The following is a 26,804-nucleotide window of genomic DNA, read 5'->3' as shown; positions in this document are numbered from 1 at the left end:
GAGACAGATGACCGAACACCCGGCAATGCGCGACAATGCCGGCCAGTTTCAGGAGTGAATCATGAGTGAAATGCTTGATACGCCGGTAGACGGCACCCTCGACGCTACCGGCCTCAACTGCCCGGAACCGGTGATGATGCTGCACCAGCACATCCGTGATCTGGTGCCCGGCGGCTTGCTCAAGGTGATCGCCACCGACCCGTCGACCCGGCGCGATATCCCCAAGTTTTGCGTGTTCCTCGACCATGAACTGGTCGGCCAGCACGAAGAGGCGGGCACCTACCTCTACTGGATCCGCAAAAAACTCGCTTAACCGGCCGACTTGCTGATGCGGATCCGCTTGCGTGCACTGCGCGCCAGGCGGATCGACAGCATCAGCGCCGCGCAACTCAGGCCAACGATCAAACCCTGCCACAGCCCGCTCGGGCCACTTGGCGCACCGAACCAGTCGGTCAGGCCCAACGCGTAACCGACCGGCAGGCCAATGCCCCAATAGGCAAACAGGGTCAGGATCATCGTCACCCGCGTGTCCTGATAACCGCGCAATGCGCCGGCCGCCGTGACCTGGATCGCGTCGGAAAACTGGAACAGCGCCGAGTACACGATCAGCATCGCCGCGATATGAATCACCGCCGGGTCCGTGGTGTAAATCGTCGCAATCTGCTCGCGCAGCAACAGCATCATGCTGGCCGACAGGCAGGCATACGCCAACGCACTGCCCATGCCGACGCCCGCCGCGAAACGCGCTTCCCGCGGTTCATTGCGCCCCAGCGCCTGGCCGACGCGCACGGTCACGGCCATGCCCAGCGAATACGGAATCATGAACACCAGCGAACTGACGTTCAGCGCGATTTGATGCCCGGCGACCACGGTCGCGCCGAGGCTGCCGATCAGCAGCGCAATCACTGCGAAGATGCTCGATTCGGCAAACACCGCGATGCCGATCGGCAGACCGATACTCAGCAGGCGTTTGATCACCGCCCACTGCGGCCAGTCGAAGCGGCTGAACAGTTCGCTCGCCTTGTACGCCGGGGCCCAGCGCGTGTACACGGCCATGCCCAGCGCCATGAACCACATGACAATGGCGGTGGCCCAGCCGCAACCGACGCCGCCCATCGCCGGCACACCGAAGTGGCCATAAATGAACACGTAGTTGAGCGGGATGTTCATCGCCAGCGCACACAAGCCCAAAACCATCGCCGGACGTGTGCGGCCCATGCCGTCGCTGTAGCAGCGCAGCACGTGATACAGCGCCACGGCAGGCAAACCGCAAGCGATTCCGCGCAGGTATTCCATGCACGGGCCGATCAGTTCGGGATCAACTTTCATGACGCGCAGGATCGGTTCGGCGCTGAACAGGATCAGCGTCGCCAGCAACCCGACCACCGTCGCCAGCCACAATGCCTGGCGCACCAATGGGCCGATTTCAGTGTGCGTGCCGGCGCCGAAGCGCTGGGCGACTTTCGGCGTGGTCGCCAGCAGCGTGCCGGTCATCAGCAAAAACACCGGCACCCAGATCGAGTTGCCCAACGCCACCGCCGCCAGATCCCGCGAACTGACGCGACCGGCCATCACCGCATCGACGAAGCCCATGGCGGTGGTCGCCAGTTGCGCGATCATGATCGGCAGCGCGAGGGCGAACAGGTTCTTCAGCTCCAGGCGAATCCGCGCGGGGCGGGTGAGGGTGATGGCAACGGGGCGGGTAACGGAAGTCAAGGGCGTAGCGTCCAGGAAAATATGATGCGCAAGGGCCGCGCATTCTACCCGTTGACGCACTGGTCAGGAAAACAGCTGTGTTGGGGATTTGTAATCGTCTTTTGAACGCGACGGGATTCCCGATGCTGAGGTTGTTTCCTGGGACCAAGCTTCCGTTTGATGAAGTTTTTCCCGGGAGAAGGATTCCCTGTAGTGAGGTTATTTGCTGGGACAAAGCTTCCGTTTGATGAAGTTTTTGCCGGGAGAAGGACTCCCTGTAGTGAAGTCATTTGCTGGGACGAAGCTTCCTGTGGCGAGGGGGCTTGCCCCCGTTGGGTCGCGAAGCGGCCCCAGCGTCCTTTCAGAAACCGAGGGGTTTGAATCAGCGACTGCTGCGCAGTCGAACGGGGGCAAGCCCCCTCGCCACAGCAAGCCCTCTTCTCCACAGCAAGCCCCTCTTCCACAGGTGTGGGTGCAGTCTTTGCAGATCCGCAATGCTTGCTGGCTCAGCATGGTCTTCTGCAACTACACTGCCGATCCGCCTAAGGAGCCTCGCCATGCTGATTGTTGCCGACGAAAATATCCCGCTGCTCGATGCCTTTTTCCAGGGTTTCGGCGAAATCCGCCGGGTGCCGGGGCGTTCCATCGACCGCGCCACGGTCGAGCAGGCTGACGTTTTGCTGGTGCGTTCGGTGACCAACGTCAACCGCGCATTGCTCGAAGGCAGCAACGTCAAGTTTGTCGGCACCTGCACCATCGGCACCGATCACCTCGATCTGGATTACTTCAAACAGGCCGGCATCACTTGGTCCAGCGCTCCTGGCTGCAACGCCCGTGGCGTGGTCGATTACGTGCTCGGCAGCCTGCTCACCCTCGCTGAAATCGAAGGCGCCGACCTGACCCGCCGCACGTATGGCGTGGTCGGTGCCGGCGAAGTTGGCGGGCGTCTGGTCAAAGTGCTGCAAGGCCTGGGCTGGAACGTGCTGGTCTGCGATCCGCCACGACAAGCGGCGCAGGGTGGCGATTTTGTCAGCCTCGAGCAGATCATCGAGCAGTGCGACGTCATCAGCCTGCACACGCCGCTGAAGAAACACGGCGCGCAATCGACGTGGCACCTGTTCGATCACGCACGTTTGAATCAACTCAAGCACGGCGCCTGGCTGATCAACGCCAGCCGTGGCCCGGTGGTCGACAACGCGGCGCTGCGTCGCGTGTTGCTCGAGCGCGAAGACCTGCAAGCGGTGCTGGACGTCTGGGAGGGCGAGCCGGAAGTCGATGCGGCGCTCGCCGAGCTGTGCGTGTTGGCGACGCCGCACATTGCCGGTTACAGCCTCGACGGCAAGCAGCGCGGCACGGCGCAGATTTATCAGGCGTATTGCGAGTTTCTCGGTCAGGCGCCGCAGGTCAGCCTCGCCGATTTGCTGCCGGCGCCATGGTTGTCGCAGGTGACTGTGCACGCTGACAGCGACCCGGCCTGGGCGCTGGCGATGATTTGCCGTGGGGTCTACGACCCGCGCCGCGATGACGCCGATTTCCGGCGCAGCCTGGTCGGCACGGTGAGCGAACAGCGCGCGGCGTTCGATGCGCTGCGTAAACATTACCCGGCGCGCCGGGAGATTGATGGGTTGCAGGTGCGGATTGAAGGCGATTCGCCCGTGTTACGGAATATTGTGGCGGCATTGGGTGCAACGGCTGTCTGAGATCGGGTTAGCCCAATCGCGGGCAAGCCTTGCTCCCACAGGTTTTGCGCTGTAGGAGCGAGGCTTGCCCGCGAACGGCCGCACCACAATTCCCAATGTCCACCCATAAAAAACCCGGCCAACCTGGGCCGGGTCAAGAAGACGTTGGCTATATCACTTTTATTCGGCAGGCTTGATCACTTCTGTTCGGCAGGCTTGACTAAGCGCTTTTCCAGTTCGCGGCACGCGTCCTGGATCATGCCTTCAGTGATCGGTACTTCGCGGCCCTGCTCATCGATAATCGAGCAACCCAGAGACTGGTCGGGCTGTGTGCGGATCACTTCAATCTTGTCTTCGCTGCAGTGTTGCAAGGACATGGCCTGTCTCCTCATCAGGTTGTGTGCTTACTCTAAAACCGCCAAGTGACCGGGCTGTGACAACTCCCTGAGGTCCTTCCAGAGCGGCATTGACAGTCCACCAGAAATGCTCCGGCGTTACCACCGGCACTTTAGACCGATAGCATCTAGCCGCTAGCGTCGGCGGGCATAATTAACCTGACTCATTGTGATTTACAGAGTTCCACCTAGTTAATAGTTCCGCCTAATTAATAGCTGCTCCTGATTGATGGTCCTTAGGAACTGTCCGTAACCGCTGGCCCCTGAAACCGCTGCAACCGCGAATCTGGATAACCCAATGCTCTCTTCCCGTCACCGCCGCGCACTTCGCCTGACCAGTCACTTCCTCGCGCCGTATCGCTGGCCGGCGGTTGGCGCGTTGCTCGCGCTGATCGTCACGGCCGGCATTACCTTGTCGATGGGGCAGGGCATTCGCCTGTTGGTCGATCAGGGGTTCATGACGCAATCGCCGCATCTGCTCAACCAGTCCATCGGCTTGTTCATGGTCTTGGTTGCAGGGCTGGCAGTCGGCACATTTGCACGGTTTTATCTGGTGTCGTGGATCGGCGAGCGGGTGGTCGCGGACATTCGTCGCCAGGTGTTCAACCATTTGGTGTACCTGCATCCGGGCTTCTATGAAGACAACCGCAGTTCCGAGATCCAGTCGCGGCTGACCGCCGACACCACGCTGTTGCAATCGGTGATCGGCTCCTCGCTTTCGCTGTTTCTGCGCAATCTGCTGATGGTGATCGGCGGGATCGTGCTGCTGTTTATCACCAACCCCAAGCTCAGCAGCATCGTCGTGATTGCGTTGCCGTTGGTGATCGCGCCGATCCTGATCTTCGGCCGGCGGGTGCGCAGCCTGTCGCGCGAGAGCCAGGACAGGATTGCCGATGTCGGCAGCTACGTTTCCGAAACCCTCGGCCAGATCAAAACCGTGCAGGCCTACAACCACCAGGTTCAGGATGAAAAACGCTTCGCGCTGACTGTGGAAGAAGCGTTCGTCACGGCGCGCAAACGCATCGTCCAGCGTGCGTGGCTGATCACGCTGGTGATCGTTCTGGTGTTGGGTGCGGTCGGCGTGATGCTCTGGGTCGGCGGCATGGACGTGATCGCCGGGCGAATCTCCGGCGGTGAACTGGCGGCGTTCGTCTTCTATAGCCTGATCGTCGGCAGCGCCTTCGGCACCCTCAGCGAAGTCATCGGCGAGTTGCAGCGAGCCGCCGGTGCGGCCGAGCGAATCGCCGAACTGCTGCGCTCGGAAAACATCATCCAGCCACCGAGCACGGGGCTGGTGACGTTGCCCGAACGCGTGCAAGGCAATCTGCAACTGCAAGAAGTGCGCTTTTCCTACCCGTCGCGTCCCGAAAGCTTCGCCGTCGACGGCTTGAATCTGACCATCAATGCCGGCGAAACCCTTGCGCTGGTCGGGCCGTCCGGCGCCGGAAAATCCACCGTTTATGATCTGCTGCTGCGATTTTATGACCCCGCCGAAGGACGCATCCTGCTCGACGGCGTGCCGCTGACCCAGCTCGATCCACTCGACCTGCGCCGCTGCTTTGCGCTGGTCTCGCAAAACCCGGCGCTGTTTTTCGGCAGCATCGAAGAAAACATCCGCTACGGCAACCCGTCCGCCAGCCTCGCCCAAGTCCAGGAAGCGGCAAAAATCGCTTACGCCCACGAGTTCATCGAGCAAATGCCCAACGGCTACCAGACCCACCTCGGCGACGGCGGCCTCGGTCTGTCCGGCGGCCAGCGCCAACGCCTGGCCATCGCTCGCGCGCTGCTGGTCGACGCGCCGATCCTGCTGCTCGACGAAGCCACCAGCGCGCTCGACGCACAAAGCGAACACCTGATCCAGCAAGCCCTGCCAAGCCTGATGAAAAACCGCACTACGCTGGTCATTGCCCACAGACTGGCCACCGTGAAGAACGCTGACCGCATCGCGGTAATGGACCACGGGAGACTGGTGGCGGTAGGCACGCATCAGGAGTTGGTGGCGAGTAATGCGTTGTATGCGCGGTTGGCGGCGTTGCAGTTCAGTGATGGTCGAGATGCGCAGCCCGACCCGCTAGCGACCAAGTAACCGACCAAGTAACCGACCAAGTAACCGTCTAAGTAACCGACCAAGTAGCGCCACAAACAAAAATGCCCGCATCAACCGATGCGGGCATTTTTTTGCGTTGCCGCGTCAGATCAAAACATCATTGATCGTCGAAGTAGCGTTCATGCCAATCCACCAGCGGCTGCGGCGAGTTGAGTTTCTGGCCGTAGATCACTGAGTACGACAACACGTTTTGTACGTATTGGCGGGTTTCGTCGAACGGGATGCTTTCCACCCAGACGTCGAAGCTCAGGTGGTCGGCGCCGCGCAGCCATTGGCGCACGCGGCCGGGGCCGGCGTTGTAGGCGGCGGAGGCGAGGACGCGGTTGCCGTTGAATTGGCTGTGGACCTGGCTCAGGTAGGCGGCACCGAGCTGGATGTTTTTGTCCGGGTCGAGCACTTGCTGCGGCGAGGCCAGGGGAATGCTGAACTTGCGTGCGGTTTCCTTGGCGGTGCCGGGCATCAGTTGCATCAGGCCGCTGGCGCCGACGCCGGAGCGGGCGTCGTCCATGAAGGCGCTTTCCTGGCGAGTGATGGCGAACACCCAGCTCGAATGCAAACCACGAACCTTGGCTTCACGCACCAGTGTTTCGCGGTGAGCCATCGGGAAACGAATATCGAGGTCGTCCCAATACTGCGCCTGACTGATGGTACGGATCGCCGGGAAATACCATTTCAGGTCGTAAGCCAGTTTGGCCTGCGCGACCATCTCGTCACGGTTGAAATGACGGCTGACGTGATACCACTCGCGACGGCCATCGACGATCTGCCCGCGCGCATGGAACTCCAGCGCGCGGCGCACGCCCGGCGTGTTGCGCACTTTATTGATCAGTGCCTGGCTGAGCACCAGCGGTTTGTTGTTCAGCGAATAAGACGATTGCGAGCGGTCGGCGGCGAGGAAACCGTAGAAATCACGTTCGCGCGCCAGGCCCTTGTACAGCGTCTGCGCTTCCGGGTTTTGCGGTTGCGCCAATTCCAGACTGCGGGCCTGCCAGTAGCGCCAGCGGTTGGTCGTGGCGAGGTCTTGCGGCAAGCGCCGGGTCAACTGATAAGCGTCGTCCCAACGGGCGAGGCGCAGCAGCAGGCGCATGCGCCATTCGGAAACGGTGTTGTCGCGCAGTTCCGGGTCGTACTTGGTCATCATGTCCAGCGCGCGCGGGTCGAAACGCTTGGCCAGGGTCAGGCCGATTTCCCGGGCGATCGCGACTTTCTCGTCGCGGGAGAAATGCATGCTGCTGGCATAGCCGTCGAGCATGGCCATGGCTTTGTCCGGATCCTGGCGCGCGAGACGGCGCAGGCCGAGGCTGACAATGTCGGACATCGGCTCGTCGGCCGGGATAAAACGCGAAGGCTGATTGAGCTGTTCCGGTTTTTGCGCCACGTCCACCAACAAGCGTCCGCGCGGGGCGAGGGTGGTCAGGCCACTGACCAGGCTGTTGGCCAACGGATAGTTGCGTGCCTGAGCGGCAAGCTTGGTGCGTTCCCAGCGTTTCTGTTCAGTCAGTTGACCTTCGGCGGCCCAGATGCCGAACAGGCCATCGCAAGCGGCGGGCAGCGATTTGCCGGTCAGCCAGAGTTTTTCTGCACTGGCATAACCAGCGGTTTTCTGGTTATGGCCAATCTGATACTGCGCGTTTAGGCAGTCGAGCTCGGTGAAGTTGAGCTTGGGATCGTAGTACTTGACGAAGGTCGCCCAGTCGCCGCGATCGGCCAGCCAGCGCAACCAGCGCAGCTTCATCCAGTTGGCCTGGGGCAGGTCACCGTGCTCGGCGAGGAATTTCTCGATTTCGGCGTTGCTCGCCGATTTCAGGCGCGCCGTCAGTTCGTCATAGGCCAGGTACGGCTCCAGCGGATAATCGCTGAGCGCCTGGCTGTAACGGAAATACGGGCCTGTGTCGCCCTTGGCCAAGGCACGCTTGGCTTCATCGTAATACTGGCGTTGGGTAGACAAATCCACGGCCTGGACTGATTGGGCGGCAGTGGCGGAAAGAAGCAAACACGAAAAAAGACTGAAAAGGCGACTGCGCATGAGACATCCGGGCAGAAAAATCATGACAAGTGCCGACATCATCAGCACTGAATAATCTGTAGCTTAGCCTTTTGCCAGCAACGGGCGAAAGCTTTGCGGGCCTGTCAGCGCAAGATCGCAACATTTGTTATGCAGAGTGCTTCTAAGGTGAAATTGCCGGCCTTCTGAAGCCTCAAGTCAGGTAGAATGCGCGCCCGGTTTTTGGAGAAGCTCATGACCCTGCTCAAATTCAGCGATGTGTCCCTTGCTTTCGGCTCTACGCCGTTGTTGGACAAGGTGTCCTGGCAGATCGCCCGTGGAGAGCGGGTGTGCATCATCGGCCGTAACGGCACTGGCAAGTCCAGCATGATGAAGCTCGTCAAGGGCGACCAGAAGCCCGATGACGGCTCCGTTTGGCGCGCACCCGGTCTCAAGATTGGCGAATTGCCGCAAGAATTGCCGGTAGCCGACGAGCGGACCGTGTTCGACGTAGTGGCTGAAGGCCTGGACGGTGTTGGCGAACTGCTTGCGCAGTATCACCACCTGAGCCAGAACATCGTCACCGACGCCGACCTGGACAAATTGATGCACGTCCAGCACGACCTCGAAGCCCGCGACGGCTGGCGTTTACAGCAATTGGTCGACAGCACTCTGAGCCGTCTGCAATTGCCTGCCGACAAGACCCTCGCCGAATTGTCCGGTGGCTGGCGTCGTCGCGTCCTGCTGGCGCAGGCGCTGGTTTCCGAACCTGACCTGCTGCTGCTCGACGAACCGACCAACCACCTCGACATCGGCGCAATCGCCTGGCTCGAAGAAGCGTTGAAGGATTTCCAGGGCGCCGTGCTGTTCATCACGCACGACCGTTCCTTCTTGCAGAGCCTCGCCACGCGCATCCTCGAACTGGATCGTGGCGGCCTGATCGACTGGAACGGCGACTACGCCAGTTTCCTCGTGCACAAAGAAGCCTCGCTGGCGGCTGAAGACACCGCCAACGCGCTCTTCGACAAAAAGCTGGCCCAGGAAGAAGTCTGGATCCGCCAGGGCATCAAGGCGCGTCGCACCCGTAACGAAGGCCGCGTCCGCGCCCTGAAAGCATTGCGCAATGAGCGCAGCGAACGTCGCGAGCGCACCGGCAAAGCCAATATTCAGCTGGACACTGCCGACAAGTCCGGCAAGCAGGTCATGGTCCTCGAGAACGTCAGTTTTGCTCATCCGGGCGGCCCGTTCCTGATCAAGGATTTCTCGATGGTCCTGCAGCGCGGCGACCGTATCGGTCTGCTCGGCGCCAACGGCACCGGCAAGACCACCTTGCTGAAACTGATGCTCAACGGTCTGCAACCGACCAGCGGCACAGTGGAAGAGGGCACGCGCATCGACGTCGCTTACTTCGACCAGTTGCGTCATCAGCTCGATCTGGAAAAAACCGTGATCGACAACGTGGCTGAAGGTCGCGACTTCATCGATATCGATGGTCAGAGCCGTCACGTGTTGAGCTACCTCGGTGACTTCCTGTTCAGCCCGCAGCGTGCCCGCACGCCGGTGAAAGCCTTGTCCGGTGGTGAGCGCGCGCGTTTGTTGCTGGCCAAATTGTTCAGCAAACCGGCGAACCTGCTGGTACTCGACGAACCGACCAACGACCTCGACGTGGAAACCCTCGAACTGCTGGAAGAGGTCTTGCTGACCTTTAACGGCACTGTGCTGATGGTCAGCCACGACCGGGCATTCCTCGACAACGTGGTCACCAGCACTCTGGTCTTCGAAGGTGAAGGCAAGGTTCGCGAATACGTCGGTGGTTATCAGGACTGGCTGCGTCAGGGCGGTTCGCCGCGTCTGTTGGGCGTCACCGAGAGCAAATCCGGCAAGGCTGACTTGAACTCCGCAGTGGTCACGGCCGAAGTGGCGCCGGTGGCTGCAGTGGAAGCGCCAGTGGCGAAGAAGAAGCTCAGCTACAAGTTGCAGCGTGAGCTGGAAATGTTGCCGGCGCAGATCGAAGCAATGGAACAGCAGATTGCGGCGGTTGAAGCGCAGATGGCCGATGGCGGTTTCTACCAGCGCCCGGCCACCGAGACAGCGGCAGTGATTGCTCAGCTTGAGCAATTGCAGGCTGAACTCGAAGTCATGGTCGAGCGTTGGGCCGAGCTGGATGCCTGATTGACCCTGCAATAAAAAAGCCCGGCGTTCAGAGATGAACGCCGGGCTTTTGCTATGCAATGCAATCTACAGATTGTTGCAAATCCCTTGTGGGAGCGAGCTTGCTCGCGATGGCGGTCTGTCAGCCAACGTTGATATCGGCTGACAGGGCCTCATCGCGAGCAAGCTCGCTCCCACAGGGGAAGGTGGTGTTATCAGCTTTTGACCAGGCGCACCGCGAGCACATCGCAAGGCGCACCGTGCAGCACGTCGTTGGCGGTGGAGCCAAGCAGCAAGGCCAGGCCGTGTCGCCCGTGGCTGCCGACCACGATCAGGTCGCAGGTCTGTTCCTTGGCCAGATGATGGATTTCCTGGCGCGGCTGGCCGTAAGTCAGGTGGCTGTACTCTTTGGACAGTTCCGGGTATTTCACGATCAGCCGGTCAAGGCGTTCCTTGGCCTGATCGAACTGTTGCTGTTGCAGTTGTGACAGGTCCATCGGTACGTCGCCGCCGAAGGCCATCGCCATTGGCTCGACAATGTGCACCAGGGACAATTTCGCGCCGTTGCTCACCGAGAGCTCGCGAGCGCGGTGGATTACAGGATCGCACTCTTCGGTTAGATCTACGGCGACCAGAATATGGTGGTAGGGCATGAGGTGCTCCTCCTGAGGATTGCAATGTTGGTAAGTATGGCTGGTTTCAAGCGCAATGGTTCCAAAGTGACACATCGCGCTCATCAAGAATCGGGAGTACAGATATGACGGTCTGGATAGTGGTGTCAATCCTGCTGGTAGTACTGAGTCCGCTGGCATGGTTGCGTCCGTCCCGCCATCAGAGCGGCCGCATGGCGTTGCGCATGGAAGCACGGCGCATCGGGCTAGCCATGCAACTGGCGCCGCAGGAGTGGCCGCACTGGCTCAGCCAGGAGCCGCCGAGCCCGTGCGCGCAGTACCACCGGCCGCGTCGGGGCAACCATCCGAAGTGCTGGAGTTATTGGCAGAAAGCGCCGGGCGTGTGGGTCAATCAATGGCAGGAAGCCTGCGAAGATCCGCTGCTGCTCAATCATTTCGAAAAATTGCCGGACAACGTCTACAAGGTCGAAGCCGACAAGCAAATGATCACGCTGTACTGGGGCGAGAAGGGCGAAGCCGAGGTGTTACAGCACATCGATGCAACGCTGAAAGCCCTCGCCTGACATGGTAGCAATCTGTAGCAGCTGCCGAGCCCGCGAGGCTGCGTTCGGCGACGAAGTCGTCGTAATCTCGGAGCACGATGACGACTGCTGCGCAGCCGAACGCAGCCTCGCAGGCTCGGCAGCTGCTACAGGGTTTTGTCCATTTTGTGGGCAATAAAAAGCCCGACATCATCATCGGGCTGGGTTGGCCAGGCAGGCCGGAAACCTTTTTGTGGCGCTGATCTTGCGCCAGGCATTCGCCATTCGCGCTCAGTTTTTGCTGATCGTCCCGCCAGCGTAGCTGCTTCCTCACCGCTTGCCGCGAATTAGGGCGACTTTTCTAACTATTGATTCAATGAATGGCTTGGCATGCGACAGGCTGTCGCAGACGCTGCGGTTGTGGAAGTGACCGGAAAGTCGCGTTTCAACCCGCATTTTGGGCGATTGACAATTGCCGGAAATTCCGTGAAGGTGGCGTACCCAAATCAAACGGGCGTATGAATTGAGCGTTTGTCTGTCAGAGCGCTCCTACAGAATCCCGACTATCGCGTTGGCGGGTGTGCCGGGTGGATTGGCGTTAGCATCGACGAAAAGCGTCCTGCCAAGCCATTCGCCTGCGTCCGACGTGTACTGTTCAGCTTCCATATCGTGGAGATCAGTTGATGATTTACGAAGGTAAAGCCATCACGGTTAAGGCTCTTGAAAGTGGCATCGTCGAACTGAAGTTCGATCTCAAGGGTGAGTCCGTCAACAAGTTCAACCGTCTAACCCTGAATGAATTGCGTCAGGCCGTAGACACCATCAAGGCAGATGCTTCGATCAAGGGTGTGATCGTCAGCAGTGGCAAGGACGTGTTCATCGTCGGCGCCGACATCACCGAATTTGTCGAGAACTTCAAGCTGCCTGATGCAGAGCTTGTCGCTGGCAACCTCGAAGCCAACAAGATTTTCAGCGATTTCGAAGACCTCAACGTCCCGACGGTCGCCGCGATCAACGGTATCGCCCTCGGTGGCGGTCTGGAAATGTGCCTGGCGGCGGACTACCGCGTCATGTCGACCAAGGCCAAAATCGGTCTGCCGGAAGTCAAACTGGGCATCTACCCAGGCTTCGGCGGCACTGTGCGCCTGCCGCGCCTGATCGGTGCCGACAATGCCATCGAGTGGATCGCCGCCGGTAAGGAAAACCGTCCTGAAGACGCGCTGAAAGTTGGCGCCGTCGATGCCGTGGTTGCTCCTGAGAAATTGCAGGAAGCCGCTTTGGAGCTGATCAAACGCGCCATCTCCGGCGAGTTCGATTACAAAGCCAAGCGTCAGCCGAAACTTGAAAAACTCAAGTTGAACGCCATTGAGCAGATGATGGCCTTCGAAACCGCCAAAGGTTTTGTAGCGGGTCAAGCTGGCCCGAACTACCCGGCGCCGGTTGAAGCGATCAAGACGATCCAGAAAGCTGCCAACTTCGGTCGCGACAAAGCGCTGGAAGTTGAAGCCAACGGTTTTGTGAAGCTGGCCAAGACCTCTGCCGCGCAGAGCTTGATCGGCCTGTTCCTGAACGATCAGGAGCTGAAGAAGAAAGCCAAGGTCTACGACGAAATCGCCAAGGACGTGAAGCAGGCTGCCGTATTGGGCGCCGGCATCATGGGTGGCGGTATCGCTTATCAGTCGGCCTCCAAAGGTACGCCGATCCTGATGAAGGACATCAACGAGCACGGCATCGAGCAGGGTCTGGCAGAAGCCGCGAAACTGCTGGTGGGCCGCGTTGATAAAGGCCGCATGACCGCGGCGAAAATGGCTGAAGTGCTCAACGGCATTCGTCCGACCCTGTCCTACGGTGACTTCGGTCATGTCGACCTGGTTGTTGAAGCCGTTGTCGAGAACCCGAAGGTCAAGCAAGCCGTACTGGCCGAAGTTGAAGACAAGGTCAAAGAGGACACCATCCTCGCGTCCAACACCTCGACCATTTCCATCACCTTGCTGGCCAAAGCCCTCAAGCGTCCGGAAAACTTCGTCGGCATGCACTTCTTCAACCCGGTGCACATGATGCCGCTGGTTGAAGTGATTCGTGGCGAGAAGTCCAGCGAGTTGGCCGTTGCCACCACCGTTGCCTACGCGAAGAAAATGGGCAAGAACCCGATCGTCGTCAACGACTGCCCGGGCTTCCTGGTCAACCGCGTGCTGTTCCCGTACTTCGGCGGTTTCGCCAAGCTGGTCAGCGCCGGTGTCGACTTCGTACGCATCGACAAGATCATGGAAAAATTCGGCTGGCCAATGGGCCCGGCATACCTGATGGACGTGGTCGGCATCGACACCGGTCACCACGGTCGTGACGTGATGGCTGAAGGTTTCCCGGATCGCATGAAAGACGATCGCCGCTCGGCCATCGACGTGCTCTACGAAGCCAAGCGCCTGGGCCAGAAGAACGGCAAGGGTTTCTACGCTTACGAGACCGACAAGAAGGGCAAGCAGAAGAAAGTCGCCGATCCTTCGGTGCTGGAAGTGCTCAAGCCGATCGTTTACGAGCAGCGCGAAGTCACTGACGAAGACATCATCAATTGGATGATGATCCCGCTGTGCCTGGAAACCGTGCGTTGCCTGGAAGACGGCATTGTCGAAACCGCCGCCGAAGCCGACATGGGTCTGGTCTACGGTATTGGTTTCCCTCCATTCCGTGGCGGCGCGCTGCGCTACATCGATTCGATCGGTGTTGCCGAGTTCGTTGCCCTGGCTGACCAGTACGCTGATTTGGGCGCGCTGTACCACCCGACCGCGAAGCTGCGTGAAATGGCCAAGACTGGCCAACGGTTCTTCGGTTAAGCGTCCCAACTTTTGAGCGAGAGTGAAATTTTATGAGCTTGAATCCAAGAGACGTCGTGATTGTCGACTTCGGTCGTACTCCGATGGGCCGCTCCAAGGGCGGCATGCACCGCAACACCCGCGCCGAAGACATGTCGGCGCACCTGATCAGCAAATTGCTGGAACGCAACGTCAAGGTTGACCCGAACGAAGTCGAAGACGTGATCTGGGGCTGCGTCAACCAGACCCTGGAGCAGGGCTGGAACATCGCGCGCATGGCGTCGTTGATGACACAGATCCCGCACACCGCTGCCGGCCAGACCGTCAGCCGCCTGTGTGGCTCCTCGATGAGCGCTTTGCACACTGCTGCGCAAGCGATCATGACCGGCAACGGTGACGTGTTCGTCGTCGGCGGCGTCGAGCATATGGGTCACGTGAGCATGATGCACGGTGTCGATCCGAACCCGCACATGTCGCTGTACGCGGCAAAAGCCTCGGGCATGATGGGCCTGACCGCAGAAATGCTTGGCAAAATGCACGGCATCACTCGCGAACAACAGGACGCTTTCGGCGTGCGCTCGCACCAGCTCGCTCACAAGGCGACCCTGGAAGGCAAGTTCAAAGACGAAATCATTCCGATGCAGGGTTACGACGAGAACGGTTTCCTGAAACTGTTCGACTACGACGAAACCATTCGTCCGGAAACCACCCTGGAAAGCCTGGCGGCTCTGAAGCCAGCGTTTAACCCTAAGGGCGGCACCGTGACAGCCGGTACTTCGTCGCAGATCACCGATGGTGCTTCGTGCATGATCGTGATGTCGGCGCAGCGTGCACAGGACCTCGGCATCCAGCCGATGGCGGTGATTCGCTCGATGGCAGTGGCGGGCGTGGACCCGGCAATCATGGGTTACGGCCCAGTGCCAGCGACGCAGAAAGCACTGAAACGTGCGGGCCTGGGGATCAACGATATCGACTTCTTCGAGCTCAACGAAGCTTTCGCCGCACAGGCTCTGCCAGTGCTGAAAGATTTGAAAGTGCTCGACAAGATGAACGAGAAGGTTAACCTGCACGGCGGCGCAATCGCCTTGGGTCACCCGTTCGGTTGCTCCGGTGCACGTATCTCCGGCACGTTGCTGAACGTTATGAAGCAGAATGGCGGCACCTTCGGGGTAGCTACCATGTGCATTGGTCTCGGCCAAGGCATCTCTACCGTCTTCGAACGCGTTTAAGCGTCTCGTTGATGGAAGCCGGGGCCAAGTGCCCCGGTTTTTGTTTTTCTGAAATTATTTTTTATTTTTATTTGAAAAGATTTGAGCGAGGGCCGAAGCATGCCGATACAACCTGGGCTCTACCAACATTACAAAGGTCCGCAATACCGTGTATTTAATGTCGCGCGGCATTCCGAGACCGAAGAAGAAGTGGTGTTCTACCAAGCCCTGTATGGCGATTACGGCTTTTGGGTGCGTCCCTTGAGCATGTTCCTGGAGTCGGTCGAGGTTGACGGCGAACAGGTCCCACGCTTTGCTTTGGTGCAAGCCGAACCGAGCCTTTTTTCCAAGCCATAAGCTGAGTGCGCGCGATACCCTGCGCTTGACCTCACCTTGTAGCCACTATATATAGCGGTGCCGCGTCAGGCGCCAACCGCCTTTCACTTCTAGAATTCAGGAATTTTCTGATCCATGGGCAAATCGCTGGTCATTGTGGAATCCCCGGCTAAGGCCAAGACCATCAACAAGTATCTGGGTAACCAATACGTGGTGAAGTCGAGTATCGGCCATATCCGAGACCTGCCCACCAGCGGTTCGGCTAGCGCCAGCAAAGAGCCAGCCGCCAAGCGCGGCAAGGCTGCCGCGGGTGAAGGTCCGGTGCTCACGCCGAAAGAGAAAGCGCGCAAGCAGCTGGTCTCGCGCATGGGCGTCGATCCCGATCAAGGCTGGAAAGCCAAGTACGAGATCCTTCCGGGCAAAGAGAAAGTCATCGAAGAGCTGCGCCGGCTCGCCAAAGATGCTGACACCATCTATCTCGCAACCGACTTGGATCGCGAGGGGGAAGCCATTGCCTGGCACCTGCGCGAAGCCATCGGTGGTGACGACAGCCGCTACAAGCGCGTGGTGTTCAACGAAATCACCAAGAAGGCGATTCAGGAAGCCTTCTCCAAACCGGGTGAGCTCGATATTGATCGCGTAAATGCCCAGCAGGCGCGTCGTTTCCTCGACCGCGTGGTGGGTTACATGGTTTCGCCACTGCTGTGGGCCAAAGTCGCTCGCGGCTTGTCGGCCGGCCGTGTGCAATCGGTTGCGGTGAAACTGGTGGTTGAGCGTGAGCGTGAAATCCGCGCGTTCAACCCGGAAGAGTACTGGGAAGTTCACGCTGATCTCGGCACCGCGAAAGGCGCCACCGTGCGTTTCGACGTGGCTCGCGAGAAGGGCGAGGCGTTCAAGCCGCTCAACGAAACCCAGGCCATGGCCGCGCTGGAGAAGCTCAAGTCTTCCAGCTACAGCATCGTCAAGCGTGAAGACAAACCGACCAGCAGCAAGCCGTCGGCGCCGTTCATCACGTCCACCCTGCAACAGGCCGCGAGTAACCGCCTGGGCTTCGGGGTGAAGAAAACCATGATGATGGCTCAGCGTTTGTACGAAGCGGGCTACATCACTTACATGCGTACCGACTCCACCAACCTCTCGGTTGATGCCGTGGCGATGGCGCGTACTTATATTGAAGGCGAGTTCGGCAAGAAGTACCTGCCGGAGAACCCGAACGTCTACAGCAGCAAGGAAGGCGCACAAGAGGCTCACGAAGCGATTCGTCCCTCCGACGCCAACACCGAGCCAAGCAAGCTGTCGGGCATGGAGCGTGATGCCGAGCGGCTCTATGAGCTGATCTGGCGCCAGTTCCTCGCTTGCCAGATGCTGCCAGCGCAGTACCTGTCGACCACAGTGACCGTGGGTGCCGGTGATTTCGAGCTGCGTGCCAAGGGCCGCATCCTCAAGTTCGACGGTTATACCCGCGTGATGCCGCAAATCGCCAAGCCGGGTGATGACGACGTGCTGCCAGACATGGCCCAGGGCGACGCGATGAAGCTGATCAAGCTTGATCCGACCCAGCACTTCACCAAGCCGCCAGCGCGTTACTCGGAAGCGAGCCTGGTTAAAGAAATGGAAAAACGTGGCATCGGTCGTCCTTCGACTTATGCGGCAATCATTTCGACCATCCAGGACCGCGGCTATGTCGCGCTGCACAACCGTCGTTTCTATTCGGAAAAGATGGGCGACATCGTCACCGAGCGTCTGGCCGAGAGCTTCTCCAATCTCATGGACTACGGCTTCACCGCCGGCATGGAAGAGAACCTCGATGACGTGGCTCAGGGCGAACGCGACTGGAAAAACGTGCTCGACGAGTTCTACGGCGACTTCAAGAAGAAACTCGAAGTAGCCGAGAGCGCTGAAGGCGGGATGCGCGCCAACCAGCCGGTCATGACGGATATTCCATGCGTGGTGTGCGGCCGTCCGATGCAGATTCGTACCGCATCGACTGGCGTGTTCCTCGGCTGCTCGGGCTACAGCCTGCCGCCGAAAGAACGCTGCAAGGCCACCGTCAATCTGGTGCCGGGCGATGAAATCGCTGCGGACGACGAGGGTGAATCGGAATCGCTGGTCCTGCGCGGCAAGCACCGTTGCCCGATCTGCAGCACGGCGATGGACGCTTACTTGCTGGATGAGAAGCGCAAGCTGCACATCTGCGGTAACAACCCGGATTGCGACGGCTACGAGATCGAAGAAGGCAACTACCGGATCAAGGGCTACGAAGGTCCTAGCCTGGAATGTGACAAGTGCGGCAGCGAGATGCAGCTCAAGACTGGCCGTTTCGGCAAGTTCTTCGGTTGCACCAACCCGACGTGCAAGAACACCCGCAAACTGCTGAAGAGCGGTGACGCGGCGCCGCCGAAGATGGACCCGGTGAAGATGCCTGAGCTGAAATGCGAAAAGGTCAACGACACCTACATCCTGCGCGACGGCGCTTCCGGCCTGTTCCTGGCGGCGAGCCAGTTCCCGAAAAACCGCGAGACGCGTGCTCCGCTGGTGATCGAGATTGTGCCGCACAAGGATGAGATCGATCCGAAGTACCACTTCCTCTGCGAAGCACCGAAGAAAGATCCGGACGGCCGTCCAGCGGTTATCCGCTACAGCCGCAAGACCAAAGAGCAATACGTACAGACCGAAGTCGACGGCAAGCCTACTGGCTGGAAAGCGTTCTACGACGGCGGCAAGTGGACTGTTGAAGACAAGCGGACCCCCGCGAAGGCGTAAACAGCCGCTGCACTGAAAAGGCCGCATGATGACCCTCGGGTTTTCATGCGGCCTTTTTGTTTTGGGCTTGCGGTCGGCAGAGCTGATCCACGACACTGTCCGACCTGCGTGAAGCAATTATTTCGTTGTGGAGGCTGCCGTCATGGCCCACGAACTCTATACACGTACCAACCAGAAGATTTATTTCGCCGGCCTTTCGCTTGAAGCGCTGGCCAGGGCCGAAGAGGGGCGGGCGATGAACTCGCTGGCGCTGATCCAGGCCGGGCGCGAATCCGCGCTGTTTCACCTGTACGGTGCATTGCTCGGGTTGTGCCATGAAATCGCCGGTTTCTACCGTTTACCTCAAGCCAATGCGCCCCGGGCCGAGATGCTGTTGACCCGAGAAGTGCTGGACGCCATTGCCATTCCGGAAATGGCCGAGATGATCGAGTTGGCGGGTAATTCGGAAACCTGGCTGGCCAAATTGCTCGCGGCCCACGCCGCTCTTTTCCAGCCGCCACGGGTGCCACACAAACCCAAGGGCGATGTGACGCAGCCGCTGATCATGGCAGTCAATTTGGACGAAGAAGAAACACCGCAAGAGCTGAGTCGCGAGGAGTTGGAGAGCTGGCGTCAGAACCTCAAAGGTCTGGCAATTCGCTTCCGTGAAGGTTTGAACGAGTGCTAAGGGACTGACGATGTAATGGAGCAGCCGTTCGGCTCTCCATTCAGGGATGAGCGCAACAGATATTTCTTCGCAATGACTGCTGGTCAAGATACCGAGCGAAGCCTGGCCGATGCCTATATAATCCCCGCCTTTCGTGGAGAACAGACCTTTATGCCAACGTCCTTTCTAGAAATTGTCGAGTTACCAGACGGCCGAATCGAGCTGCGCAGGGCCGAGGACGAGGGTTCTCTGGTTACTTTGGATTTCTCCGAGGATGCCAAGGCGTTCCTGCAAGGTAATCATGTGGAAGTCGCCAAGGCAATGCTGAGTGTCGGCGTGCAGATGGCCGGTCGCATGGTTGATGGTGAATTCAACAAAGATGAAGAGCCGCGGATCCTGCACTGATCCCGCTCGTCGGTTACTGCTGATCCCGTCTCAAGTCGGCTTCTCTATCCCTGGAGAAGCCCGGCGCCGTTCCAGGCGCGCATGCTGGTCAATCAACCCAAACGAATATTCAGGCTCTGAGCGTCCCCAATGCGGGCGGCGCTGATCAACTGCTGCCGTGTGGCTGTGTTCAGCGGGTTGAGCCAGCTGACCACCGTGTGACTGCGGCCCAGTCGCAACGCTTCGCACGTCAGCTGTTGCGCACTCTGAGCGCCGCGCGGTTGCAGCAGCAGAATGCGTTCGCGGTTCAGCCCGGCGTCCCGCAGCCAGGCTTGGGTCAGGCTGGCGGGCGGGGCGATCAGAGTCAGCCATCTTGCGTCCTGGTCCTGGCTCAATTCTCGGAGAATCGGCGCCAGAAGGTTCAGGCAGCTCCCCGCTGCACCACGCAGCGACAGTTCGCTGAAAACATCGGGCTCGGCGCTCCAGGGCGACTCGACCACGTCTTTCAGGATCGGCGCCAGCGGTTGGGCCATGAACGCCTCGAACAACGGCAATTGGGCTTGCTGTGGTGTATGTGGGAACTGCATAAAGCCTCCTTTAGCGGCGAATCACGCCGACACTCAAGCCTTCGATCACCAGTTCCTGATCTTTCAGGTTGACTTCAATTGGGGCGAACTCAGGGTTTTCGGCAATCAGCCAGACCTTGCTGCCATCACGCTTGAAGCGCTTGACGGTGACTTCATCGCCAATCCGCGCTACCACGATCTGGCCATTGCGGGCTTCACGAGTGGTGTGCACGGCCAACAGATCGCCGTCGAAAATGCCGACGTCTTTCATGCTCATGCCGTGGACCCGCAACAGGTAGTCGGCACGGGGATGGAAGAAGGTCGGATTGATGTTGCAGGACTCTTCGATGTGTTGCTGCGCGAGGATCGGCGCGCCGGCGGCGACACGGCCAATGATCGGCAGGGTCGATTCGTCAGCCTTGGCTTCGAAACCGGGAATACGAATACCGCGAGAGGCGCCAGGCGTCATCTCGATCGCGCCCTTGCGAGCCAGGGCCTTGAGGTGTTCTTCGGCGGCATTGGGCGACTTGAAACCCAGTTCCTGGGCGATTTCCGCACGAGTAGGCGGGTAGCCGTTATCGTCGAGGCAGCGTTTGATGAAGGCCAGAATCTCTGCTTGGCGTGGCGTCAGCTTTAGCATATTGATCGCTCTGTCTTTTTATACAGTGACTGGGATTATATACAGTGAATTGCGCTTGGCAATGCCCGTTTTTTTGCGCGCCGCTGGACGGTCGTTTACCCGGCCCGTTGAAGCGTTCCGGTTGTATGGTTAAATAGCTGACCGACCATTCCCAAAACGAACCCTCAGGCTTGACAATGCCTGGGCTGAAACGTATGTTTCAAACAAGTGTTTGTCAGGCGGAGTAGCCATGGCCCAGTCGGAAACCGTTGAACGCATTCTCGATGCTGCCGAGCAGTTGTTCGCGGAAAAAGGTTTTGCTGAAACCTCGTTGCGTTTGATTACCAGCAAGGCTGGGGTCAATCTGGCGGCGGTGAATTATCATTTCGGCTCCAAGAAGGCGCTGATCCAGGCGGTTTTCTCGCGCTTCCTCGGACCTTTCTGCCTCAGTCTCGATAAAGAGCTGGAGCGCCGTCAGGCCAAACCGGAAAACAAACCGACCCTCGAAGAGCTGCTGGAAATCCTCGTCGAGCAAGCCCTCGTCGTGCAGCCGCGCAGCGGCAATGACCTCTCTATCTTCATGCGTTTGCTCGGTCTGGCGTTCAGTCAGAGCCAGGGCCACTTGCGGCGTTATCTGGAAGACATGTACGGCAAGGTGTTCCGTCGCTACATGATGCTGGTCAACGAAGCCGCGCCGCGTATCCCGCCGATCGAACTGTTCTGGCGCGTGCATTTCATGCTCGGCGCTGCCGCGTTCAGCATGTCCGGGATCAAGGCTTTGCGCGCGATTGCCGAGACCGATTTCGGCGTCAACACCTCCATCGAACAAGTGATGCGTCTGATGGTGCCGTTCCTCGCGGCTGGCATGCGCGCCGAAACCGGCGTGACCGACACGGCCATGGCCACCGCGCAGCTCCGTCCGCGAAGCAAATCGGCACCGCTTGCCGCCAAGGTTTAACCGCACACGGGTGGGCGCGGCAGCTGACATCCGCTAAGCTAGCCGCCCATGCCGACTATCGTTCTGAACCCGCTTTCCATTGTTGTCGCCGACCTGCCGGGCACCGCCCAGGGTGGCGATTGCGTGCGAACCGGGTTTTTCGTTTTCAAGGAATATCTATGACTGCTGGCCTGCAAGGCTCGTTGATGGTGGACGTCGCCGGTACCTGGCTGACGGCCGAAGATCGCCAATTGTTGCGTCAGCCCGAAGTGGGCGGCCTGATCATTTTCGCGCGCAATATCGAGCATCCACGCCAGGTCCGCGAATTGAGTGCGGCGATCCGCGCCATTCGTCCTGACCTGTTGCTCGCGGTGGACCAGGAGGGCGGTCGGGTTCAGCGTCTGCGTCAAGGCTTCGTGCGTTTGCCGGCGATGCGCGCGATTGCCGACAATCCCAATGCCGAATACCTCGCCGAACAATGCGGCTGGATCATGGCCACTGAGGTTCTCGCCGTCGGCCTCGACCTCAGCTTCGCGCCGGTGCTGGACCTCGATTATCAACGCAGCGCCGTGGTCGGCACTCGTTCGTTTGAAGGCGATCCCGAGCGCGCAGCGTTGCTCGCTGGCGCCTTTATTCGCGGGATGAACAGCGCCGGCATGGCCGCCACCGGCAAGCATTTTCCGGGGCACGGTTGGGCGGAAGCGGATTCACACGTCGCTATTCCGAACGACGAACGCAGCCTCGAAGAAATCCGCGCCAACGATCTCGTGCCATTCGCGCGCCTGAGCAAACAACTGGCCGCCGTCATGCCGGCCCACGTCATTTATCCACAAGTCGACGCTCAGCCGGCCGGTTTCTCCCGGCGCTGGTTGCAGGACATCCTGCGCGGCGAATTGCAGTTCGATGGCGTCATCTTTAGTGACGATCTTTCCATGGCCGGCGCCCACGTGGTCGGCGATGCTGCGAGCCGCATCGAAGCCGCGTTAAGTGCCGGTTGCGACATGGGCCTGGTGTGCAACGACCGCGCCGCCGCAGAACTGGCATTGAGTGCCGCGCAACGAATGAAGGTCAAGCCATCGCCGCGTATCGCGCGGATGCGCGGGCAATCGTTCGCCGGCACTGAATACCGCCAGGACCCACGCTGGCTCGCCGCTGTCGGCGCGTTGAAAGAAGCTCAATTGATTGAATAAGGACTGCACGTTATGACGGTTTACGCGATTATCGGTGGCACCGGCCTGACCCAGCTCGAAGGCTTGAGCATTCGTCAGTCACTGGCGGTGGACACCCCGTACGGCGCGCCTTCAGCCGAGGTGCATATCGGCGAATACGCCGGCAAGGAAGTGCTGTTTCTCGCCCGCCACGGCCACCCGCATCGTCTGCCGCCGCATCAGGTCAACTACCGCGCCAACCTCTGGGCGCTGAAGCAGGCCGGCGCCGAAGCGATTCTCGCGGTAAACGCCGTTGGCGGCATCCATGCGGCGATGGGCACCGGGCATTTCTGCGTGCCACATCAATTGATCGACTACACCAGCGGACGCGAACACACGTTCTTCGCCGGCGACCTCGATAACGTCACCCACATCGATTTCAGCTACCCGTACAGCGAGCCACTGCGCCAGCAATTGATTGCCGCGCTGGCCGCCGAAGGCGTTGGCTACAGCAGTCATGGCGTGTACGCCTGCACCCAGGGTCCGCGTCTGGAAACCGTGGCGGAAATCGCCCGACTGGAACGCGACGGCTGCGACATCGTCGGCATGACCGGCATGCCGGAGGCGGCATTGGCGCGTGAGCTGGACCTGGCTTACGCCTGCCTGGCGCTGGTGGTCAACCCGGCAGCGGGCAAGTCCACGGCAGTAATTACCATGGCCGAAATCGAGCAGGCATTGCACGATGGCATGGGCAAGGTCAAATCGACACTGGCTCGCGTTCTGGCAGGTTGAGTCTGCACGGCCGGGGGCAATCTGCCGGCCGCTCCATTTCCAGCGGCGTTGATCCAATGACCACGTTAGTAGAGCATCTGCAAGCACGGCCCTGGACGCGGGCGTTCAGCCACAGCGCGCTGGAAAAGGCACGTCGCTACGTCGCCGAGGGGCGGGTATCCATCGAGCAGTCGGTTGATCGTCTGGTGCTCGCGTCCTGCGAAGGCTCGAAATCCCTGCCGTATGACCAGTGCATCCAGCTTGAGCGCGATGACGATGGCACCCACCAGCTCTTGTGCGTTTGCAGCTGTCCCGTTGGCAGCCATTGCAAACACTGCGCCGCCGTCATTTATATCCTCACCGGCGATAACCTTGAGGCATCAGACGGCAGCGCTCAGGTTCAATTGAACCGTGAATTGCAGCGCTGGCTCGACGATCTTCCAGACGCCAGCAAAACCACTGATGAACCCTCGCAAAACACTGGCACGCGCCTGGTTTACAAGCTCAGACCGACAAAAGTCGCCGGCAAATTCACCCTCCAGGTGTTCCGGGTTCGTCAACTCAAAAGCGGTGTGATGCAAGACATCACCGCGTTGTATTCGCTGTCCGATCTGTTGCTGCGTCAGCCTGGCTACTTGACCGAACTCGACCTGCGAATCGCCCGATTGGTGGTTGCCGTTCACTCCCATCACGCCCATTACGACGGCTATCCGTTACAGGGCAGCAGTGGTGCAGAGCTGCTGGAGCTGTGTCTGCGTACCTCGCGACTGTTTTTTGATGTCGAACAACTGCAGGTCTTGTCTCCGGGGCAGCCGCGCACTGGCCAGTTCGCCTGGGCGGAACAATCCGACGGCAGTTTCCGTGCGCAGTGGAGCAGCGAAGAGGCGCCGGCGGAGACCATTCTGGCGCTGGAGCCTTTGTATTATCTGGATCGCGAGCGGCTGCAAGTCGGGCCGCTGCGCAACGAAATGGACGAAAAACTCGCCTGCCACTTGTCGTTGGCCCCGGACATTCCGGCGCTTCAGGCGATGCAATTCAGCCACCGACTCAACGCCGTTTCGCAGTTTGTGACGCCACCGCACGCGCTGACCGAACGCGTCATCGATGACGTATTTCCTCAACCTCACCTGACCCTCGCCAGCGGCAAACGCTACGTGCGTTGGCAGCATGAGCCCGAACACCGCGCCGCGTTGGCGTTCACCTACAACGGCCACCCGGCGTCGGACCGAAACCCCGAAGTGCTGGTGCTCGCGGGCACGGAAACCCAGCGCATCCAGCGCAAACCTGCGGTAGAAAAAGTGCTGCGCAGCGCCTTGCAGAAATACGGTTTCAAAAAGGCTACGCGCAAAAGCAACCTGGACCGTCCCGGTGAAATGTTTGCGTTACCGGATGATTCGGCATGGCTGACGTTCGTCCAGGACGGGCTGCCGCTGTTGCGCGCGAAAAACTGGCTGATCGATATCGCCGATGGCTTCGACTTCAATCTGCAGGCAGTGGACGATTGGTACGCCGAGGTCGAGGAAGAGGCCGGGCATCAGTGGTTTGATCTGCAACTGGGCATCGTCGTCAACGGCGAGCGGCACAGCCTGTTACCCATTTTGCTGCAACTGATCCGTCGTCAGCCGCAACTGCTCGACCCCGCGAGCCTGGCCAAGCGCAACGATGACGAACAGCTGTTGATTGAGCTGGGCGGTGTCGGCTTCGGCGCCAAGTCGCTGAGCAAAGTTGCGTTGCCTTACGGCCGAATCAAACCGCTGATGGCCACGCTCGGCGAGTTGTACCTGGGTTCGCACGACGGCGATTCATTGCGTCTGACCGCGCCGGATGCGGCGCGCCTCAGCGGGCTCGAAGGGTTGCCGCTGGTGTGGCAGGGCGGTGAGCGGCTGCGCAGCTTTGCACAGAAGTTACGTCAATCGACCCATGCGCACGTACCGGCGCCCGCCGGGCTCAACGCGACGTTGCGCCCGTATCAGCTCGAAGGGCTGAACTGGATGCAAACCCTGCGCGAGCTCGAAGTCGGCGGCATTCTGGGCGACGACATGGGGCTGGGCAAAACCCTGCAGACCCTCGCGCACCTGCTCACCGAGAAGCATGCCGGTCGCCTGGATCGCCCGGCGCTGGCGGTCATGCCGACCAGTCTGATCCCCAACTGGCTCGATGAGGCGCAGCGTTTTACCCCACAGTTGAAAGTCTTGGCGCTGCACGGCGCGGCGCGGCAAAAAGACTTCGATCACCTCGCCGAATACGATCTGGTATTGACCACCTACGCGCTGCTGCCGCGCGATTTGGAGATTCTGCAAACGCAGGTCTGGAGCGTGCTGATCCTCGACGAAGCGCAGAACATCAAGAACCCGCTGAGCAAAGCCGCACAGGCTGCCCTTGATCTGCAAGCGAGCCAGCGTTTGTGCCTGTCCGGCACGCCGCTGGAGAATCACCTCGGCGAGTTGTGGTCGCAGTTTCACTTCTTGCTGCCCGGCTGGCTGGGCGACAGTAAAACCTTCACTCGCGACTACCGCACGCCGATCGAGAAACACGGCAATAGCCAGCAGATGCAGCACCTGACAGCGCGAATCAAACCGTTTCTGTTGCGCCGCAAAAAAGACCAGGTCGCCACCGAATTGCCGTCGAAAACCGAGATTGTGCATTGGGTCGATCTCAGTGACGGCCAACGCGATGTCTATGAAACCGTGCGCGTGGCGATGGATAAAAAGGTTCGCGACGAAATCGCCCGCAGCGGCGTCGGGCGCGGCCAGATCATCATCCTCGATGCGCTGCTGAAGTTGCGTCAGGTCTGCTGTGATCTGCGCTTGATCAAGGCACCGCTGAGCGCCAAAGCCCTGCGTTCCGGCAGCGGAAAACTCGTCAGTTTGATGGAAATGCTCGAAGAGCTGCTCAGCGAGGGTCGCAAGATTCTGCTGTTTTCGCAGTTCACTTCGATGCTCGCATTGATCGAGGAAGAGCTGCAGCAACGCGCTATCGGCTATTCATTGTTGACCGGCGATACCAGCGATCGGCGCACGCCGGTGAAGGATTTCCAGAGCGGTAACGTGCCGCTGTTTCTGATCAGTCTGAAGGCGGGCGGTACCGGTTTGAACCTGACGGCGGCGGACACGGTGATCCATTTCGACCCGTGGTGGAATCCGGCGGTGGAGAATCAGGCCACCGACCGCGCCTATCGGATCGGGCAGAACAAACCGGTGTTCGTCTATAAGCTGATCGCGCGCGGCACCGTGGAAGAGAAAATTCAGGCGCTGCAGCAGGAGAAAGCTGCACTGGCCGGCGCGGTGCTCGAGGGCGGGACGACGGGAGGCTGGAAGTTGGAGCAGGGTGATATCGAGGCGTTGTTTGCGCCGTTGCCGGTTGCCAAAAGTTGACTGGGTTATTTCAGTGATGGCCTGTTCGCGGGCAAGCCTTGCTCCTACAGGGTATGCGCCAATTTTGAAACCGCACAT

General features: G+C 59.8%; 21 protein-coding genes. 15 read left to right on the top strand and 6 right to left on the bottom strand.

The features are described from left to right. Nucleotides 1-61: 61 nt before the first annotated feature. The gene (tusA, locus tag BLU01_RS03335) at nucleotides 62-313 is read left to right on the top strand and encodes a sulfurtransferase TusA (RefSeq protein ID WP_045062389.1); all 252 of its coding nucleotides are present in this window, start codon (nucleotides 62-64) and stop codon (nucleotides 311-313) included. Here the strand turns inward: tusA and BLU01_RS03330 are convergent. Then, complete coding sequence (locus tag BLU01_RS03330; protein ID WP_092270793.1) at nucleotides 310-1,716, bottom strand: MATE family efflux transporter; 1,407 nt, start codon at nucleotides 1,714-1,716, stop codon at nucleotides 310-312. The genes tusA and BLU01_RS03330 overlap by 4 nt on opposite strands. 536 nt (nucleotides 1,717-2,252) lie before the next feature. Here BLU01_RS03330 and pdxB point away from each other — a divergent pair. Next, nucleotides 2,253-3,395 carry a 4-phosphoerythronate dehydrogenase PdxB gene (gene pdxB, locus BLU01_RS03325; protein WP_092270790.1) on the top strand — a complete coding sequence of 381 codons (1,143 nt, stop codon included), beginning with the start codon at nucleotides 2,253-2,255 and terminating at the stop codon, nucleotides 3,393-3,395. A gap of 176 nt (nucleotides 3,396-3,571) precedes the next feature. Here pdxB and BLU01_RS03320 read toward each other — a convergent pair whose 3' ends face one another. After that, on the bottom strand, nucleotides 3,572-3,751 hold the full coding sequence (locus tag BLU01_RS03320; RefSeq protein ID WP_092270786.1) for a PA1571 family protein: 180 nt from the start codon (nucleotides 3,749-3,751) through the stop codon (nucleotides 3,572-3,574). Between the two features lie 316 nt (nucleotides 3,752-4,067). Between BLU01_RS03320 and BLU01_RS03315 the strand changes: the two genes are divergently transcribed. Then, the gene (locus tag BLU01_RS03315; RefSeq protein ID WP_092270783.1) at nucleotides 4,068-5,855 is read left to right on the top strand and encodes an ABC transporter transmembrane domain-containing protein; all 1,788 of its coding nucleotides are present in this window, start codon (nucleotides 4,068-4,070) and stop codon (nucleotides 5,853-5,855) included. 118 nt (nucleotides 5,856-5,973) lie between these two features. On the opposite strand, the gene BLU01_RS03310 is transcribed toward BLU01_RS03315, so the two are convergent. After that, complete coding sequence (locus tag BLU01_RS03310; RefSeq protein WP_092270780.1) at nucleotides 5,974-7,902, bottom strand: transglycosylase SLT domain-containing protein; 1,929 nt, start codon at nucleotides 7,900-7,902, stop codon at nucleotides 5,974-5,976. A gap of 213 nt (nucleotides 7,903-8,115) precedes the next feature. On the opposite strand from BLU01_RS03310, the gene BLU01_RS03305 reads away from it, so the two are divergent. Beyond that, nucleotides 8,116-10,032, top strand: a complete 1,917-nt coding sequence (locus BLU01_RS03305; protein WP_092270776.1) for an ATP-binding cassette domain-containing protein — start codon at nucleotides 8,116-8,118, stop codon at nucleotides 10,030-10,032. 194 nt (nucleotides 10,033-10,226) lie between these two features. Here BLU01_RS03305 and BLU01_RS03300 read toward each other — a convergent pair whose 3' ends face one another. Further along, nucleotides 10,227-10,664, bottom strand: a complete 438-nt coding sequence (locus BLU01_RS03300; protein ID WP_092270773.1) for a universal stress protein — start codon at nucleotides 10,662-10,664, stop codon at nucleotides 10,227-10,229. Between the two features lie 104 nt (nucleotides 10,665-10,768). Between BLU01_RS03300 and BLU01_RS03295 the strand changes: the two genes are divergently transcribed. The 7 genes from BLU01_RS03295 to BLU01_RS03265 all read left to right on the top strand — a co-directional run bounded on the left by BLU01_RS03295 (nucleotide 10,769) and on the right by BLU01_RS03265 (nucleotide 19,332). Then, nucleotides 10,769-11,206 (top strand): hypothetical protein, encoded by a 438-nt coding sequence (locus BLU01_RS03295; RefSeq protein WP_092270770.1) that lies wholly within the window; start codon nucleotides 10,769-10,771, stop codon nucleotides 11,204-11,206. Between the two features lie 641 nt (nucleotides 11,207-11,847). Next, nucleotides 11,848-13,995 carry a fatty acid oxidation complex subunit alpha FadB gene (fadB, locus tag BLU01_RS03290; RefSeq protein WP_092270767.1) on the top strand — a complete coding sequence of 716 codons (2,148 nt, stop codon included), beginning with the start codon at nucleotides 11,848-11,850 and terminating at the stop codon, nucleotides 13,993-13,995. A gap of 32 nt (nucleotides 13,996-14,027) precedes the next feature. Continuing rightward, entirely contained in the window at nucleotides 14,028-15,203 is a 1,176-nt protein-coding gene (fadA, locus tag BLU01_RS03285) for an acetyl-CoA C-acyltransferase FadA (RefSeq protein ID WP_007944141.1), read from the top strand. 99 nt (nucleotides 15,204-15,302) lie between these two features. Further along, nucleotides 15,303-15,539: a DUF1653 domain-containing protein gene (locus BLU01_RS03280; protein WP_092270764.1), complete on the top strand. Its 237-nt coding sequence runs from the start codon at nucleotides 15,303-15,305 to the stop codon at nucleotides 15,537-15,539. A 114-nt stretch (nucleotides 15,540-15,653) separates the two neighbouring features. Next, entirely contained in the window at nucleotides 15,654-18,281 is a 2,628-nt protein-coding gene (topA, locus tag BLU01_RS03275; RefSeq protein WP_092270761.1) for a type I DNA topoisomerase, read from the top strand. Nucleotides 18,282-18,423: 142 nt separating this feature from the next. Beyond that, nucleotides 18,424-18,948 (top strand): DUF6586 family protein, encoded by a 525-nt coding sequence (locus tag BLU01_RS03270; protein WP_092270758.1) that lies wholly within the window; start codon nucleotides 18,424-18,426, stop codon nucleotides 18,946-18,948. Between the two features lie 150 nt (nucleotides 18,949-19,098). Continuing rightward, on the top strand, nucleotides 19,099-19,332 hold the full coding sequence (locus tag BLU01_RS03265) for a hypothetical protein (RefSeq protein ID WP_092281450.1): 234 nt from the start codon (nucleotides 19,099-19,101) through the stop codon (nucleotides 19,330-19,332). A 92-nt stretch (nucleotides 19,333-19,424) separates the two neighbouring features. On the opposite strand, the gene sulA is transcribed toward BLU01_RS03265, so the two are convergent. Together sulA and lexA are read right to left on the bottom strand one after the other, a co-directional pair. Continuing rightward, nucleotides 19,425-19,898 carry an SOS-induced cell division inhibitor SulA gene (gene sulA, locus BLU01_RS03260; protein ID WP_092270755.1) on the bottom strand — a complete coding sequence of 158 codons (474 nt, stop codon included), beginning with the start codon at nucleotides 19,896-19,898 and terminating at the stop codon, nucleotides 19,425-19,427. A 10-nt stretch (nucleotides 19,899-19,908) separates the two neighbouring features. Then, nucleotides 19,909-20,517 (bottom strand): transcriptional repressor LexA, encoded by a 609-nt coding sequence (lexA, locus tag BLU01_RS03255; protein WP_092270751.1) that lies wholly within the window; start codon nucleotides 20,515-20,517, stop codon nucleotides 19,909-19,911. A 229-nt stretch (nucleotides 20,518-20,746) separates the two neighbouring features. Here lexA and BLU01_RS03250 point away from each other — a divergent pair, with 229 nt between their 5' ends. The 4 genes from BLU01_RS03250 (at nucleotide 20,747) to BLU01_RS03235 (ending at nucleotide 26,726) form a co-directional block, all read left to right on the top strand. Continuing rightward, nucleotides 20,747-21,454, top strand: a complete 708-nt coding sequence (locus BLU01_RS03250) for a TetR/AcrR family transcriptional regulator (RefSeq protein WP_092270749.1) — start codon at nucleotides 20,747-20,749, stop codon at nucleotides 21,452-21,454. A gap of 158 nt (nucleotides 21,455-21,612) precedes the next feature. Beyond that, a complete protein-coding gene (gene nagZ / locus BLU01_RS03245; protein WP_092270746.1) occupies nucleotides 21,613-22,623 on the top strand; it encodes a beta-N-acetylhexosaminidase in 1,011 nt (336 codons plus the stop codon). A gap of 12 nt (nucleotides 22,624-22,635) precedes the next feature. After that, nucleotides 22,636-23,373, top strand: coding sequence for an S-methyl-5'-thioinosine phosphorylase (locus BLU01_RS03240; protein WP_092270743.1), 738 nt, complete (start codon nucleotides 22,636-22,638; stop codon nucleotides 23,371-23,373). Between the two features lie 56 nt (nucleotides 23,374-23,429). Beyond that, entirely contained in the window at nucleotides 23,430-26,726 is a 3,297-nt protein-coding gene (locus tag BLU01_RS03235; protein WP_092270740.1) for a DEAD/DEAH box helicase, read from the top strand. Nucleotides 26,727-26,804: the final 78 nt, after the last annotated feature.

Origin of the sequence: Pseudomonas prosekii (assembly GCF_900105155.1) — a bacterium.
Taxonomy (GTDB): domain Bacteria; phylum Pseudomonadota; class Gammaproteobacteria; order Pseudomonadales; family Pseudomonadaceae; genus Aquipseudomonas; species Aquipseudomonas prosekii.
Note: the sequence above shows the minus strand (reverse complement) of the source record. Positions and strands in the feature narration are given on the sequence as shown.

What these genes read in the sequence shown, in the direction of transcription:
- BLU01_RS03280 (WP_092270764.1), top strand. Translation starts at nt 15,303, where the DNA reads ATGCCGATACAACCTGGGCTCTACCAACATTACAAAGGTCCGCAATAC.
- BLU01_RS03295 (WP_092270770.1), top strand. Translation starts at nt 10,769, where the DNA reads ATGACGGTCTGGATAGTGGTGTCAATCCTGCTGGTAGTACTGAGTCCG.
- BLU01_RS03240 (WP_092270743.1), top strand. Translation starts at nt 22,636, where the DNA reads ATGACGGTTTACGCGATTATCGGTGGCACCGGCCTGACCCAGCTCGAA.
- pdxB (WP_092270790.1), top strand. Translation starts at nt 2,253, where the DNA reads ATGCTGATTGTTGCCGACGAAAATATCCCGCTGCTCGATGCCTTTTTC.
- BLU01_RS03250 (WP_092270749.1), top strand. Translation starts at nt 20,747, where the DNA reads ATGGCCCAGTCGGAAACCGTTGAACGCATTCTCGATGCTGCCGAGCAG.
- BLU01_RS03300 (WP_092270773.1), bottom strand. Translation starts at nt 10,664, where the DNA reads ATGCCCTACCACCATATTCTGGTCGCCGTAGATCTAACCGAAGAGTGC.
- tusA (WP_045062389.1), top strand. Translation starts at nt 62, where the DNA reads ATGAGTGAAATGCTTGATACGCCGGTAGACGGCACCCTCGACGCTACC.
- BLU01_RS03235 (WP_092270740.1), top strand. Translation starts at nt 23,430, where the DNA reads ATGACCACGTTAGTAGAGCATCTGCAAGCACGGCCCTGGACGCGGGCG.
- BLU01_RS03265 (WP_092281450.1), top strand. Translation starts at nt 19,099, where the DNA reads ATGCCAACGTCCTTTCTAGAAATTGTCGAGTTACCAGACGGCCGAATC.
- nagZ (WP_092270746.1), top strand. Translation starts at nt 21,613, where the DNA reads ATGACTGCTGGCCTGCAAGGCTCGTTGATGGTGGACGTCGCCGGTACC.
- fadB (WP_092270767.1), top strand. Translation starts at nt 11,848, where the DNA reads ATGATTTACGAAGGTAAAGCCATCACGGTTAAGGCTCTTGAAAGTGGC.
- BLU01_RS03310 (WP_092270780.1), bottom strand. Translation starts at nt 7,902, where the DNA reads ATGCGCAGTCGCCTTTTCAGTCTTTTTTCGTGTTTGCTTCTTTCCGCC.
- topA (WP_092270761.1), top strand. Translation starts at nt 15,654, where the DNA reads ATGGGCAAATCGCTGGTCATTGTGGAATCCCCGGCTAAGGCCAAGACC.
- BLU01_RS03305 (WP_092270776.1), top strand. Translation starts at nt 8,116, where the DNA reads ATGACCCTGCTCAAATTCAGCGATGTGTCCCTTGCTTTCGGCTCTACG.
- BLU01_RS03320 (WP_092270786.1), bottom strand. Translation starts at nt 3,751, where the DNA reads ATGTCCTTGCAACACTGCAGCGAAGACAAGATTGAAGTGATCCGCACA.
- fadA (WP_007944141.1), top strand. Translation starts at nt 14,028, where the DNA reads ATGAGCTTGAATCCAAGAGACGTCGTGATTGTCGACTTCGGTCGTACT.
- BLU01_RS03270 (WP_092270758.1), top strand. Translation starts at nt 18,424, where the DNA reads ATGGCCCACGAACTCTATACACGTACCAACCAGAAGATTTATTTCGCC.
- sulA (WP_092270755.1), bottom strand. Translation starts at nt 19,898, where the DNA reads ATGCAGTTCCCACATACACCACAGCAAGCCCAATTGCCGTTGTTCGAG.
- lexA (WP_092270751.1), bottom strand. Translation starts at nt 20,517, where the DNA reads ATGCTAAAGCTGACGCCACGCCAAGCAGAGATTCTGGCCTTCATCAAA.
- BLU01_RS03315 (WP_092270783.1), top strand. Translation starts at nt 4,068, where the DNA reads ATGCTCTCTTCCCGTCACCGCCGCGCACTTCGCCTGACCAGTCACTTC.